Raw genomic sequence first — 13,953 nt, 5'->3', positions numbered from 1 at the left:
GAGTGGTTATGCGCGCACGTCAATTGGGCATCACGTTGGGGCTGGGTACACCGGGTGAGTTGAATGCCATCACCGATGTACCGGGCGTGCGGGTGGGCCACAGCACCCTCAACACCCGTATCGATGGCAAGCACGTACGCACCGGCGTGACGCTGATCCAGCCACGCGCCGGGGAAGCACGCCAGCAACCATGCTTTGCCGGCTACCACGTGCTCAATGGCAACGGCGATGCCACAGGGCTGGAGTGGATCAGCGAAGCGGGGCTGTTGACCACGCCGCTGGCCATCACCAACACCCACAGCATCGGCATTGTGCGCGACACCCTGATTGCCCTGGAGCGCGAGCGCCTGGCAGCCCCGGCCGTGTATTGGTGCATGCCGGTGGTGATGGAGACCTACGACGGGCTGCTCAACGATATCTGGGGCCAACATGTGAAGCCCGAGCATGTGCGCGAGGCCCTCAGCAATGCCGAAACCGGTCCGGTGCAGGAGGGCGCGGTGGGCGGTGGCACCGGGATGATCTGCCACGAGTTCAAGGGCGGCATCGGCACGGCGTCGCGGCGCTTGCCGGCGGAGCAGGGCGGTTGGACCGTCGGCGTGTTGGTGCAGGCCAATCATGGCAAGCGCCAGGAGCTGCGCGTCGACGGCTACCCGGTGGGGCGCCGGTTGATGGACATTCCATCGCCCTTCGCCGAGCGCGGCACGCCAGGCATGGGTTCCATCGTAGTGATCCTCGCCACGGATGCGCCGTTGCTGCCCCACCAATGCCAGCGCCTGGCGCAACGTGCGTCCATCGGCATCGCCCGCACCGGCGGCGGTACCGAAGACTCCAGTGGCGACCTGTTCCTGGCCTTCGCCACCGGCAACCAGGACCTGCCGGCGGCGGACTACGGGCGCAAGGGCCTGCCGTTCAGCAGTGCCTTGCAAATGGTCAATAACGACCACATTTCGCCGCTGTTCAGTGCGGCGGCCGAGGCCGTAGAAGAGGCAATCATCAATGCCATCCTCGCGGGTAAGACCATGAGCACCGATGACGGCGTGCAAGTGCCGGGTTTGACCGGCGAGTCGCTGTTACAGGCATTGCACGACACCGGCTGGAGTATGTCCCGGTAATGGGGGACAACCCCTGTTATTAGTTTAAATACTGGCCGTTTAATGTTGCCAATGACACCATGGCAATATATTGGATCCATTTAATAAGCGCGCCGCTCAACTTGAGCGGCGTTAGCGCTATTTAATATTTAAATAGGGGTTGGTTGTTTTTTGTCGGACAAAATCAAGTTGGCCCAATAAACGCGGCACAAAACTTCAATTAGTTACCAGGCTGCGACTTTTTCACGTTGGAAATAGATGTAGACGAAAGATTTCAAGTTGTGTCAGTTTTCTTACGCCTTCAAAAGAGGCGAGTGATAGGACGATCTCGCCCGCGGGGTTCCTATCGATCAAAGACTGATGCACTTGCAAACAAGGAAGTACGTTTATGTCCAAAGTAAAAGACAAGGCTATCGTGTCGGCGGCGCAAGCCAGCACCGCTTACTCGCAAATCGATAGCTTCAGCCATCTGTATGACCGTGGCGGCAACCTCACGATCAATGGCAAACCGTCCTACACCGTCGACCAGGCCGCCACCCAGCTGCTGCGCGACGGCGCCGCTTACCGGGACTTTGACGGCAATGGCAAGATCGACCTGACCTACACCTTCCTGACCTCGGCGTCGTCGAGCACCATGAACAAACATGGCATCTCGGGCTTCAGCCAGTTCAACACCCAGCAGAAAGCACAGGCCGCACTGGCCATGCAATCCTGGGCGGATGTGGCCAACGTCACGTTCACCGAGAAAGCCACCGGCGGTGACGGCCACATGACCTTTGGCAACTACAGCAGTGGCCAGGATGGCGCGGCTGCGTTCGCCTACCTGCCCGGCACCGGTGCAGGCTACGACGGCACCTCGTGGTACCTGACCAACAACAGCTACACGCCAAACAAGACCCCGGACCTGAACAACTACGGCCGGCAGACCCTGACCCACGAAATCGGGCATACCCTCGGCCTGGCTCACCCTGGCGACTACAACGCCGGCGAAGGCGCGCCGACCTACAACGACGCGACCTATGGACAGGACACGCGCGGCTACAGCCTCATGAGTTACTGGAGCGAGAGCAATACCAACCAGAACTTCAGCAAAGGCGGCGTCGAGGCCTACGCTTCCGGCCCGCTGATCGACGACATTGCCGCGATCCAGAAGCTCTACGGCGCCAACTACAACACCCGCGCCGGCGACACCACCTACGGCTTCAACTCCAACACCGGGCGTGATTTCCTCAGCGCCACCTCCAACGCCGACAAGCTGGTGTTCTCGGTGTGGGACGGCGGTGGCAACGACACCCTGGACTTCTCCGGTTTCACCCAGAACCAGAAGATCAACCTCAATGAAGCCTCGTTCTCCGACGTGGGTGGCCTGGTGGGCAACGTGTCCATCGCCAAGGGCGTGACCATTGAAAACGCCTTCGGCGGTGCAGGCAACGACCTGATCATCGGCAACAACGCCGCCAACGTCATCAAGGGTGGGGCCGGCAACGACCTGATCTACGGCGCTGGCGGTGCGGACCAACTGTGGGGCGGCGCCGGCAACGACACCTTTGTGTTCGGCGCCAGTTCCGACTCCAAGCCAGGGGCAGCAGACAAGATCTTTGACTTCACCTCGGGTTCGGACAAGATCGACCTCAGCGGCATTACCAAAGGCGCGGGCCTGACCTTCGTCAATGCGTTCACCGGGCATGCCGGCGACGCGGTATTGACCTACGCATCCGGCACCAACCTGGGTACGCTGGCCGTCGACTTCTCCGGGCACGGCGTGGCGGATTTCCTCGTCACCACCGTAGGCCAGGCAGCCGTCAGCGACATCGTGGCGTGATACAAAGGCGCGGCGTTTCGGCGTCGCGCCTCCAGGATGGAGCGTGAAGATGCAGCGTTTTTTCAACTTGATCGCCTGCGTGTTGCAGGTGATGTTCGTGTCGGCAGGAGCCCACGCAATGGCGAGCAGTCTTGTTTTACCCTCCAGCGCCCAATTGGCCGGGCATTGGCAATTGCACCAGCAGGATCAGGTCTGTGCCCTCGACCTGCTCGAACAGGCCAATGGCTTGAGCGGTGATGTAGCCTGTGCCGCGCAATGGCTGGGGGACACGCCGTTGACCTGGTCGCCCACACCGGACGGCATCTGGCTGTTCAACGCCGAAGGCAGCGGCATCACCCATTTGAATCGCCAGAAAGACGGCGACTATCAAGCGCGCACTAAATCCGGCGCCGTGGTTGAATTAAAACGTATGCCTTAGTTATCGCTATAAGTTTATAACTCGATTTTATTAGTTGGCCGGCCTTTATTCGGGGCTCGGGCAACTTATGCGCGCAATTTGGCTCAAGGAAGATCAGAACATATGGCCAAGCCCTCTGCGGTTGCGCCCTTATTCAAGGCGCTGGGTGAATACAAGAGCATCTTGATCAGTATTGGCTGCTTCACGGCATTGATTAACCTGTTGATGCTGGTGCCGTCGATTTACATGCTGCAAGTGTACGACCGCGTGCTGTCCTCCCAGAACGAAACCACCCTGGTGATGTTGACGCTGATGGTCGTGGGCTTCTTTGCCTTTATTGGCACGCTGGAAGTGATCCGCAGTTTTATCGTGATCCGTATCGGCAGCCAGTTGGAACGGCGTTTCAACTTGCGGGTGTACAAAGCCGCGTTCGAGCGCAACCTGCAACGCGGCCAGGGGCATGCCGGGCAATCCCTGGGCGACCTGACCCATATCCGCCAGTTCATCACCGGGCCGGCGCTGTTCGCGTTTTTTGACGCGCCGTGGTTTCCGATCTACCTGTTTGTGATTTTCCTGTTCAACGTCTGGCTTGGGGTGCTGGCCAGCGCCGGCGCGGTATTGCTGATCGGCCTGGCATGCCTGAACGAATACCTGACCAAGAAACCCTTGGGCGAGGCCAGCGGTTTCTCCCAGCAATCGACCCAACTGGCCACCAGCCATTTGCATAACGCCGAAACCATCCAGGCCATGGGCATGCTCGGCGCGCTGCGCAAGCGCTGGTTTGCCGTGCACGCGCAGTTCCTCAACTTGCAGAACAAGGCCAGTGACACCGGTTCAGTCATCACCGCCCTGAGTAAATCCCTGCGCCTGTGTTTGCAGTCCCTGGTGCTGGGCCTGGGCGCACTCCTGGTGATCCGCGGCGATATGACGGCAGGGATGATGATTGCCGGTTCGATCCTGATGGGCCGTGTGCTCAGCCCCATCGACCAGTTGATTGCCGTGTGGAAGCAATGGAGTTCGGCCAAGCTGGCCTATCAGCGCCTGGATGAGTTGCTGCGTGAGTTTCCACCGGAGGTCGAGCAGATGGCCTTGCCGGCGCCCAAGGGCCAGGTCAGTTTCGAGCAGGTCAGCGCGGGCCCGCCGGGCAAGCGCGTGGCGATGCTGCATCACGTCAGTTTCAACCTGGGCGCGGGCGAGGTGCTCGGTGTGTTGGGGGCTTCGGGCTCGGGCAAGTCGACCCTGGCCCGTGTGCTGGTGGGGGTATGGCCAACCCTGGCCGGCACGGTGCGGCTGGATGGCGCAGACATCCATCGCTGGGACCGCGACGACCTGGGCCCGCATATCGGTTACTTGCCCCAGGACATTGAGCTGTTCAGCGGCAGCATCGCCGACAACATCGTCCGCTTTCGCGAGGCCGACCCCGAGCGTGTGGTCAAGGCGGCGCAACAAGCCGGCGTGCACGAGCTGATCCTGCGTCTGCCCCAAGGCTACGACACGGTACTCGGCGACAACGGCGGCGGCCTGTCCGGCGGGCAGAAACAGCGCGTGGCCCTGGCCCGTGCGCTGTATGGCGAGCCACGCTTGATTGTGCTGGATGAACCCAACTCCAACCTCGACACCGTGGGCGAAGCCGCGTTGGCCAGCGCCATCGTGCAGATGAAGGCTCAAGGCAGCAGTGTGGTGCTGGTGACCCATCGGTCGTCGGCATTGGCCCAGGCCGACAAGTTGCTGGTGCTCAACGACGGCCGTTTGCAGGCATACGGACCGAGCCAAGAGGTGCTGCGTGCCTTGTCCGGCCAGCAGGAAGCGCCGAAAGACAAACCTGGCGTCAGTTTCAGTCGTCAGTACCAAGCGGGAAGGAATCCAGGCGCATGAGCAGTATCACTTTCGAACAACCTGTCAAAGAGCGTGACGCCCGTTTTTTTGCCCGTCTGGGCTGGCTGCTGACGGTGGTCGGCGCCGGTGGTTTCTTCCTGTGGGCCAGCCTCGCGCCTCTGGATCAGGGCATTCCGGTGCAAGGCACGGTGGTGGTGTCCGGCAAGCGCAAGGCCGTGCAAACCCTCAGCCCCGGTGTGGTCAGCCGTATCCTGGTGCGTGAAGGCGAGCAGGTGAAACAAGGCCAGCCGCTGTTCCGGCTTGACCAGACCCAGAACCAGGCCGACGTGCATTCGCTGCAGGCCCAATACCGCATGGCCTGGGCCAGCGTGGCGCGCTGGCAGAGCGAGCGCGATAACCACGCCAGCATCACCTTTCCTGCCGAACTGAGCAGCCATCCCGATCCCGCCTTGGCGTTGGTGCTGGAAGGCCAGCGTCAGTTGTTCAGCAGCCGTCGCGAGGCCTTCGCCCGCGAGCAGGCCGGCATTCGCGCGAATATCGACGGCGCCACCGCGCAACTCGGCGGCATGCGCCGTGCTCGCAGCGACCTGACCGCCCAGGCGCAATCCCTGCGTGATCAACTGAGCAACCTGCAACCCTTGGCCGACAACGGCTACATCCCGCGCAACCGGCTGATGGAGTACCAGCGCCAATTGTCCCAAGTGCAACAGGACCTGGCGCAGAACACCGGCGAAAGCGGTCGGGTGGAGCAGGGCATCGTCGAGTCACGCCTCAAATTGCAGCAGCACAGCGAGGAATATCAGAAGGAAGTGCGCAGCCAGTTGGCCGACGCGCAACTGCGCAGCCTGACCCTGGAACAACAACTGACTTCCGCCGGGTTCGATCTGCAACACAGCGAAATCAACGCACCGGCCGACGGCATCGCGGTCAACCTTGGCGTGCACACCGAAGGCGCCGTGGTACGTGCCGGTGAAACCCTGCTGGAGATCGTGCCCCAAGGCACGCGCCTGGAAGTGGAAGGGCACCTGCCGGTGCATCTGGTGGACAAGGTTGGCACGCACTTGCCGGTGGATATTCTGTTCACCGCCTTCAACCAGAGCCGCACACCGCGTGTGCCGGGTGAGGTCAGCCTGATCTCGGCCGACCAGATGCTCGATGAGAAAACCGGCGCGCCCTATTACGTGTTGCGCACGACGGTGAGCGAGGCCGCGCTGGGAAAACTCCACGGCCTGGTGATCAAGCCCGGCATGCCTGCCGAGATGTTCGTGCGCACCGGTGAACGTTCGTTGCTCAACTACCTGTTCAAGCCGTTGCTGGATCGCGCCGGCTCCGCGTTGACTGAGGAATGAACATGAAACCTGTGTTCTTCGCTGTGCTGTTGAGTTGCACCAGCGCCCACGCCGCCATGGGCCCGTTCGATGTGTACGAGCAAGCCTTGCGCAACGATCCGGTGTTCCTCGGCGCGATCAAGGAACGTGACGCCGGCCTGGAAAACCGCACCATCGGCCGCGCCGGGCTGCTGCCCAAGCTGTCCTACAACTACAACAAGGGGCGCAACAATTCCCAGGCCACGTTGCCTGACGGGCGCGGCGGCAATTATCACGACGACCGCAACTACAACAGCTACGGCTCCACCTTCAGCCTGCAACAGCCGCTGTTCGACTACGAGGCCTATGCCAATTACCGCAAAGGCGTGGCCCAGGCGTTGTTTGCCGACGAAAGTTTTCGCGACAAGAGCCAGGCGTTGCTGGTGCGCGTGTTGACCTATTACACCCAGGCGCTGTTCGCCCAGGACCAGATCGACATCGCCCGCGCCAAGAAGAAGGCCTTCGAGCAGCAGTTCCAGCAGAACCGGCACCTGTTCCAGCAAGGCGAGGGTACCCGTACCGATATTCTTGAAGCTGAGTCGCGCTACGAGCTGGCCACCGCCGAAGAGATCGAAGCGCTGGACGAACAGGACGCATCATTGCGGGAGCTGGGCGCCTTGATCGGCGTGCAAAGCGTCAACATCCACGACCTGGCGCCGCTGAACCAGGGGTTCGCCGCATTCACCTTGAGCCCGGCCAACTACGACACGTGGCACGCATTGGCGATCAGCAATAACCCCACGCTCGCCTCCCAGCGCCAGGCTCTGGAAGTGGCGCGTTATGAAGTGGAGCGCAACCGCGCCGGGCATCTGCCCAAGGTCACGGCGTACGCCAGCTCACGCCAGCAGGAGTCCGACAGCGGCAACACCTACAACCAGCGCTATGACACCAACACCATCGGCGTGGAAGTCAGCGTGCCGTTGTATGCCGGTGGCGCTGTCTCGGCATCCACGCGCCAGGCCAGCCGCGCCATGGAGCAGGCCGAGTACGAGCTGGAAGGCAAGACGCGCGAAACCTTGATCGAATTGCGTCGCCAGTTCAGTGCGTGCCTGTCCGGCGTGAGCAAGTTGCGTGCTTATCAGAAAGCGCTGTCCTCTGCCGAAGCACTGGTGGTGTCGACCCAGCAGAGCATCCTCGGTGGTGAGCGGGTCAACCTGGATGCGTTGAATGCCGAGCAGCAGCTCTACAGCACCCGCCGCGACCTGGCCCAGGCGCGTTACGACTACCTGATGGCCTGGACCAAGTTGCATTACTACGCCGGTAACCTACGCGACACCGACCTGGCAAAGGTGGACGAGGCGTTCGGCCCGGCAGCGCATTAATGGGTTTTCTCGCTAATTCCAACAACAAGAGAGGCAATACCATGGGTGTCTTTGACTACAAAAACCTCGGCACCGAGGGCTCCAAAGCACTGTTCGCCGATGCCATGGCGATCACGCTGTATTCCTACCACAACCTGGATAACGGCTTTGCCGTGGGCTATCAGCACAACGGGCTGGGGTTCGGTTTGCCGGCCACCCTGGTCGGCGCATTGCTCGGCAGCAGCGATTCCCAGGGCGTGATTCCCGGCATTCCCTGGAACCCGGATTCAGAAAAAGCCGCCCTGGACGCGGTGCAACAGGCCGGCTGGACGCCGATCAGTGCGAGCACCTTGGGCTACACCGGCAAGGTCGACGCCAGGGGCACGTTCTTCGGCGAAAAAGCCGGCTACACCACGGCCCAGGTCGAAGTGCTGGGCAAGTACGACGCCGCCGGCAAGCTGCTGGAAATCGGCATCGGTTTTCGCGGTACATCCGGCCCACGGGAAAGCCTGATCAGCGACTCCATCGGCGACCTGGTCAGTGACGTGCTCGCCGCCCTGGGCCCCAAGGACTATGCCAAAAACTACGCGGGCGAAGCGTTCGGCGGCTTACTCAAGAACGTCGCCGACTATGCCAGTGCCCACGGGCTCAGCGGCCACGATGTGGTGGTCAGCGGGCACAGCCTCGGCGGTTTGGCGGTCAACAGCATGGCCGATTTGAGCACCGGCAAATGGGCGGGCTTCTACCAGGACGCCAACTACGTCGCCTACGCCTCGCCAACCCAGAGCAGCGGGGACAAGGTGCTTAATATCGGCTATGAAAACGACCCGGTTTTCCGTGCGTTGGACGGTTCATCCTTCAACTGGTCGTCGTTGGGCGTACATGACAAGCCCCATGAATCGACCACCGATAATATCGTCAGCTTCAACGACCATTACGCCTCGACGCTGTGGAATGTACTGCCGTTCTCCATCACCAACCTGCCGACCTGGATCGCCCATTTGCCCACCGGGTATGGCGACGGCATGACGCGTATCCTCGATTCCGGGTTCTATGAACAGATGACCCGCGACTCGACGGTTATCGTCGCCAACCTGTCCGACCCCGCACGGGCCACCACCTGGGTGCAGGACCTCAACCGCAACGCCGAAACGCACAAGGGCAACACCTTCATCATCGGCAGCAATGGCAACGACCTGATCCAGGGCGGCAAGGGCGCGGACTTTATCGAAGGCGGCAAGGGCAATGACACGATCCGCGACAGCAGCGGGCACAACACGTTTTTATTCAGCGGGCAGTTTGGCCAGGACCGGGTGATTGGCTATCAGCCGACGGACAAGTTGGTGTTCACGGACGTGCAGAGCGCTGGTGATTATCGGAATCACGCCAAGGTGGTGGGCGGGGATACGGTCATCAGTTTTGGCGGGGATTCGGTGACGCTGGTGGACGTGGTCGGCTTATCGGGGGAGGGGATCACTATCGCTTGAACGGGAATGGGGTAAAACCTGTGGGAGGGGGCTTGCCCCCGATAGCAGTGGGTCAGTCAATAAAGATATCGGCTGAAGACCCACCCCTCCCACAGTTGCTCAGTGTCGGCGGCTGGCAATCATTTTTCCTTGCGCACCGTCGCCACATCATCGGCTTTGACACGGACGCGCTTGCCGGCGATGTCGGTGAACTCGTAAAAACCGTCGGCGGTCTTGGCGTTTGGCGTGTCCTGGGTCAAGTACTGTGTGCCATTTTGCAGCGTCACTACGGTTTGCGTCGCGCAACCGGCCAATACCAGAAAAGTGAGTGCAACCAGTGGCAGACCCAAATTCTTCATGTTCATAACCCTTACCGTTAACCCTGAAAAGTCCCGCGCCAGAGGCTGCGGGCCATAAATGTTACGCGATCGACTCCCCCATCTGATCACTTTTATACAAAAAGTTGCGTGAGCCATTTATCTATTACCGATTGCAACAGAGCAGCAGGGGCGGCACTCTGTATGCATAACCAGTATTTGACTCGCTCGCGCCATGGCCAATCCCCTCGACGATCCGCTCTATTACCTGCATAACTTCCGCCAGGTCCTGCATTGGCTGGGGCAGCGCTATGCCGACTTGCTGGAGCCTGACGAAGAGCATTTCATTCAGCAATTCGACAGCTTGGCGCAACCGTCCCAGGCGTTGTTGGTGCGCATGGTGATGCGCAAGGGTGTGCATTTTCGTGCTGGCAAACTCAGCTACCAGGAGGTCGGCTGTACCCACGCCGCTGCGATGCCATTGCGGGCATTGGGCTGGGTGGACGATCAATGCCTGCTGGCCTTTGAAGAAGTGTTCGCCTTGCTGCAAAAAGGCGAAATCCTCAGCACGTTCAAGCCCTGGATCGACCACCCCAAGGGCAACAAGGCCGACTGGCTTGAGGGCCTGACGGCGCAGTTCAGCGAAACCCGCAGCTTTGCCCAATGGTGCCCGGCGCTGGCCGAACCGCTGTACAGCCTCACCGTGATGGACCTGTGTGACCGCCTGCGCCTGATGTTCTTCGGCAATCTGCACCAGGATTGGTCGGAGTTCGTGCTGGCGGACCTGGGTATCTACACCTACGAAAAAGTGGCGTTCTGCGCGGAATCCCGTGGCTTGCGCAGCCGGGATGACGTGCACGGCGTGCTGTTCCTGCACCAATGTCAGCACGCCTTTGAAACCGGCGCAGCGCTGCACGACGTACTGGCGCAGGTGGCCACGCTGACCACCGACAACCCCTGGCTGGAAAAACGCCGGGCCAAGCTGTTGTTCCAAGTGGGGCAGTATTGCGAGCGCAGCGCGGAGTTGGCGTTGGCCGAGCAGATCTACCGCACCTGCGCCTATCCCGGCGCACGTGCGCGACTGATCCGCGTGCTGGAGCGTCAGGAGGACTATGCCCAGGCCATGGCCCTGGCGAGTGCCGCGCAACAGGCACCGGAAAGTGCGGCCGAGCAGCAACACCTGCTGCGCGTCATGCCTCGCCTGCGCCGCAAACTCGGTGAGCCCAGGCTGCCCAAGCTGAAACCACGGGACGTTTCGCGCCTAGACCTGGAACTGGTACTGCCGGAACCAGTGATGTCGGTGGAGTACTGCGTCCAGGCACATTTGAGCGAGCCCGATGCACCGGTGCATTACGTGGAAAACGGCTTGATCAATTCGCTGTTCGGCTTGCTGTGCTGGGACGCGATCTTCGCACCGCTGCCGGGCGCGTTTTTCCACCCGTTCCAGCGCGGGCCGGCGGACCTGCACAGCGAAGATTTCCACCAACGCCGTGCGCCGCTGTTCGCCGCCTGTTTCGAGCAATTGCAGGATGAGCAGTACAAACACCTTATTCGCCAGCGCTACGCCGATAAGTGGGGCATTCAGTCGCCCTTCGTGTTCTGGAACCTGCTCAGTGAAGACCTGTTGGAGCAGGCCCTCGAATGCCTGCCCGCCGCCCATCTACGCTACTGGTTCGAGCGTCTGCTGCTGGATATCCGCGCCAACCGCGCCGGCATGCCGGACCTGATCCAGTTCTGGCCAGCGCAAAAAACCTACCGCATGATCGAAGTCAAAGGCCCTGGCGACCGCCTGCAAGACAATCAACTGCGCTGGCTGGAGTTTTGTGGCGAGCACCAGATGCCGGTCACCGTCTGCTACGTGCGCTGGGCGGAGCAACCGGCTTGAGTTACAGCGTGGCCGTGCGTGCACTGTGTGAGTTCACGGCCAAGGTCGGCGATCTTGACCTGCGCTTTACCCCGTCGCCCAGCGCCCAGGAAGGGATTGTCGGCCACCGCACGGTTGCCTCGCGCCGCAGTGCGCACTACCAGAACGAAGTGGCACTGGAGGGCGAGTACCAACAACTCACAGTAAGGGGCAGGGCAGACGGCTACGACCCCGATGCCAACCGCCTGGAAGAAGTCAAAACCTATCGTGGCGACCTTGATGCCCAGCCGGCCAACCATCGGCTACTGCATTGGGCCCAGGTCAAGGTGTACGGCTGGCTGATGTGCCAGAAGTTGGGGTTGGGCGAAATCGACCTGGCGCTGGTGTACTTCGATATCGTCGGCGAGGGCGAGACCCTGCTCAATCAACGCTTCCAGGCGGCCGATCTGCAGGCGTTCTTCAACCAGCAATGCGCGCTCTTCCTCGGCTGGGCCCAACAGGAAATGCAGCACCGCGAAGCGCGCAACGCAGCCGCGCAGGCCTTGAGTTTCCCCCATGCCGACTTTCGCTCCGGCCAACGCACATTGGCCGAGTCGGTGTACAAGGCCGTCAGCACCGGCCGTTGCCTGATGGCCCAGGCGCCCACCGGCATCGGCAAGACCATTGGCACAATCTTCCCGCTGCTCAAGGCCCTGGCGCCGCAGCAACTGGACAAGGTGTTTTTCCTCACCGCCAAGACCCCCGGTCGCAAGCTCGCCCTCGATGCGTCACAGGTGCTGTTCACCAGCAGCCCCGGCCTGGAGCTGCGCGTGCTGGAACTGGTGGCGCGGGACAAAGCCTGCGAACACCTGGACAAAGCCTGCCACGGCGATTCATGCCCCTTGGCCAAGGGTTTCTACGACCGTCTGCCCGCTGCGCGCAGTGCTGCGTCCAAGGTAAGCCTGCTCAACCAGCACAATCTGCGCGAGGTTGCCCTGGCCCATGACGTCTGCCCCTATTACCTCAGCCAGGAAATGGCGCGCTGGGCCGACCTGGTGGTCGCCGACTACAACTACTATTTCGACTTTGGCGCCATGCTGTTCGGGCTCGCCCAACTCAACCAATGGCGCGCCGCCGTGCTGGTGGACGAAGCCCACAACCTGGTAGAGCGTGGTCGCTCGATGTACAGCGCCAGCCTCGATCAATACAGCCTCAAGACCCTGCGCGACTGCGCCCCCGAGCCGCTGAAGAAACCCTTGCAGCGCCTGAACCGCGAATGGAATGCCCTGCACAAGGACCAGCTCGCGCCGTACCAGGCCTACGCCGCCCGCCCGGAAAAACTGCTCCAGGCCTTGAGCCTGTGCGCCAGCGCCCTGGGTGATTACTTCAACGACCACCCCGAAGCCCTCAACGGTGAGTTGCAAGCCTTCTACTTCGAAGCCCTGCAATTTGCCAAGGTCGCCGAGCTGTTCAACGAGCACTTCATCTTCGACATCAGCAAACGCCAACTCAACGGCAAGCGCAGCAGTTCAACCCTGTGCCTGCGCAATGTGGTGCCCGCCGAATTCATCCGCCCCCGGCTGACGGCTGCCCGCAGCAGCGTGCTGTTTTCTGCAACCTTGAGCCCACGCCACTATTACGCCGACCTGCTTGGGCTGCCGACGGATACCGCGTGGATCGATGTGGAGTCGCCGTTCAAGGCTGAGCAACTGCGTGTGCGCATTGTTGATGAAATCTCCACCCGTTTTGTGCATCGCCAAGCCTCCTTGGCACCCATCGTCGAGCTTATTGCCCGCCAGTTCGCGCAGCAGCCGGGCAACTACCTGGCGTTTTTCTCAAGCTTTGACTACCTGCAACAAGTGGCGCAGTTGCTCGCTGAGCGACACCCACGGATCGCGCTGTGGCAGCAGTCCCGGGGCATGGCGGAGACCGAACGCCAAGCCTTTCTCGATCAGTTCACCGAACACAGCCAGGGCATCGGCTTTGCGGTGCTTGGTGGTGCCTTCGGCGAAGGTATCGACTTGCCCGGCGCGCGGTTGATTGGCGCGTTTATCGCGACGCTCGGCTTGCCGCAACTGAACCCGGTCAACGAACAGATGAAGCTGCGTATGGGAGCGATCTTCGGTGCCGGTTACGACTACACCTATCTGTATCCCGGCGTGCAGAAAGTGGTGCAGGCCGCGGGCAGGGTGATCCGCAGTCAGCAGGATGAGGGTGTGGTGATGCTGATCGATGACCGCTTCGGCGAGGCACGGGTCCGTCAGTTGTTGCCGCGCTGGTGGACGGTCGACTGATATTCCCGCCATCAATGATGAGGGCCTGGAGAGCGTCCATCGCGCAGCCTCACCTGACTAGAACAAGGGCCAAACTTCCAGTGAATGCGGAATCTATGTCAAACGCGCTGTTGTGGTGAGCGGGCTTGCCCCGCGCTGGGCTGCGAAGCGGCCCCAAAACCGGCCAATGGGTTATGACTGAAAAAACGCGGTGCCTGGATTGGGGCGGCTTCGCCACCC

Annotated in this window: 10 protein-coding genes; 9 read left to right on the top strand and 1 reads right to left on the bottom strand. The window is 61.3% G+C overall.

Annotation, left to right across the window (positions count from 1 at the left end; genetic code table 11):
• Window positions 1-8: 8 nt before the first annotated feature.
• The 7 genes from EJD88_RS13185 to EJD88_RS13155 all read left to right on the top strand — a co-directional run bounded on the left by EJD88_RS13185 (window position 9) and on the right by EJD88_RS13155 (window position 9,301).
• Window positions 9-1,112 (top strand): P1 family peptidase, encoded by a 1,104-nt coding sequence (locus EJD88_RS13185; protein WP_158878162.1) that lies wholly within the window; start codon window positions 9-11, stop codon window positions 1,110-1,112.
• Between the two features lie 367 nt (window positions 1,113-1,479).
• Window positions 1,480-2,913 carry a serralysin family metalloprotease gene (locus EJD88_RS13180; RefSeq protein WP_158878161.1) on the top strand — a complete coding sequence of 478 codons (1,434 nt, stop codon included), beginning with the start codon at window positions 1,480-1,482 and terminating at the stop codon, window positions 2,911-2,913.
• A 49-nt stretch (window positions 2,914-2,962) separates the two neighbouring features.
• Complete coding sequence (locus EJD88_RS13175; protein WP_099582891.1) at window positions 2,963-3,331, top strand: AprI/Inh family metalloprotease inhibitor; 369 nt, start codon at window positions 2,963-2,965, stop codon at window positions 3,329-3,331.
• Between the two features lie 102 nt (window positions 3,332-3,433).
• Complete coding sequence (locus EJD88_RS13170) at window positions 3,434-5,185, top strand: type I secretion system permease/ATPase (protein WP_158878160.1); 1,752 nt, start codon at window positions 3,434-3,436, stop codon at window positions 5,183-5,185.
• Window positions 5,182-6,495: an HlyD family type I secretion periplasmic adaptor subunit gene (locus EJD88_RS13165; RefSeq protein ID WP_158878159.1), complete on the top strand. Its 1,314-nt coding sequence runs from the start codon at window positions 5,182-5,184 to the stop codon at window positions 6,493-6,495. Before EJD88_RS13170 ends, EJD88_RS13165 begins: the two co-directional genes overlap by 4 nt.
• A gap of 2 nt (window positions 6,496-6,497) precedes the next feature.
• Window positions 6,498-7,835: a TolC family outer membrane protein gene (locus EJD88_RS13160; RefSeq protein ID WP_099582895.1), complete on the top strand. Its 1,338-nt coding sequence runs from the start codon at window positions 6,498-6,500 to the stop codon at window positions 7,833-7,835.
• A gap of 41 nt (window positions 7,836-7,876) precedes the next feature.
• The gene (locus EJD88_RS13155) at window positions 7,877-9,301 is read left to right on the top strand and encodes a lipase (protein ID WP_158878158.1); all 1,425 of its coding nucleotides are present in this window, start codon (window positions 7,877-7,879) and stop codon (window positions 9,299-9,301) included.
• 119 nt (window positions 9,302-9,420) lie between these two features.
• On the opposite strand, the gene EJD88_RS13150 is transcribed toward EJD88_RS13155, so the two are convergent.
• Complete coding sequence (locus EJD88_RS13150; protein WP_112195225.1) at window positions 9,421-9,645, bottom strand: YgdI/YgdR family lipoprotein; 225 nt, start codon at window positions 9,643-9,645, stop codon at window positions 9,421-9,423.
• Between the two features lie 187 nt (window positions 9,646-9,832).
• Here EJD88_RS13150 and EJD88_RS13145 point away from each other — a divergent pair, with 187 nt between their 5' ends.
• Window positions 9,833-11,482, top strand: coding sequence for a VRR-NUC domain-containing protein (locus EJD88_RS13145; protein WP_158878157.1), 1,650 nt, complete (start codon window positions 9,833-9,835; stop codon window positions 11,480-11,482).
• Window positions 11,479-13,734, top strand: a complete 2,256-nt coding sequence (locus tag EJD88_RS13140) for an ATP-dependent DNA helicase (RefSeq protein ID WP_158878156.1) — start codon at window positions 11,479-11,481, stop codon at window positions 13,732-13,734. The genes EJD88_RS13145 and EJD88_RS13140 overlap by 4 nt, the downstream gene beginning before the upstream one ends.
• The last annotated feature ends 219 nt before the right edge of the window (window positions 13,735-13,953 follow it).

This window comes from Pseudomonas sp. PB105, from assembly GCF_009764655.1.
Lineage (GTDB): Bacteria > Pseudomonadota > Gammaproteobacteria > Pseudomonadales > Pseudomonadaceae > Aquipseudomonas > Aquipseudomonas cyclaminis.
This window is presented reverse-complemented; position numbering and strand designations above follow the sequence as displayed.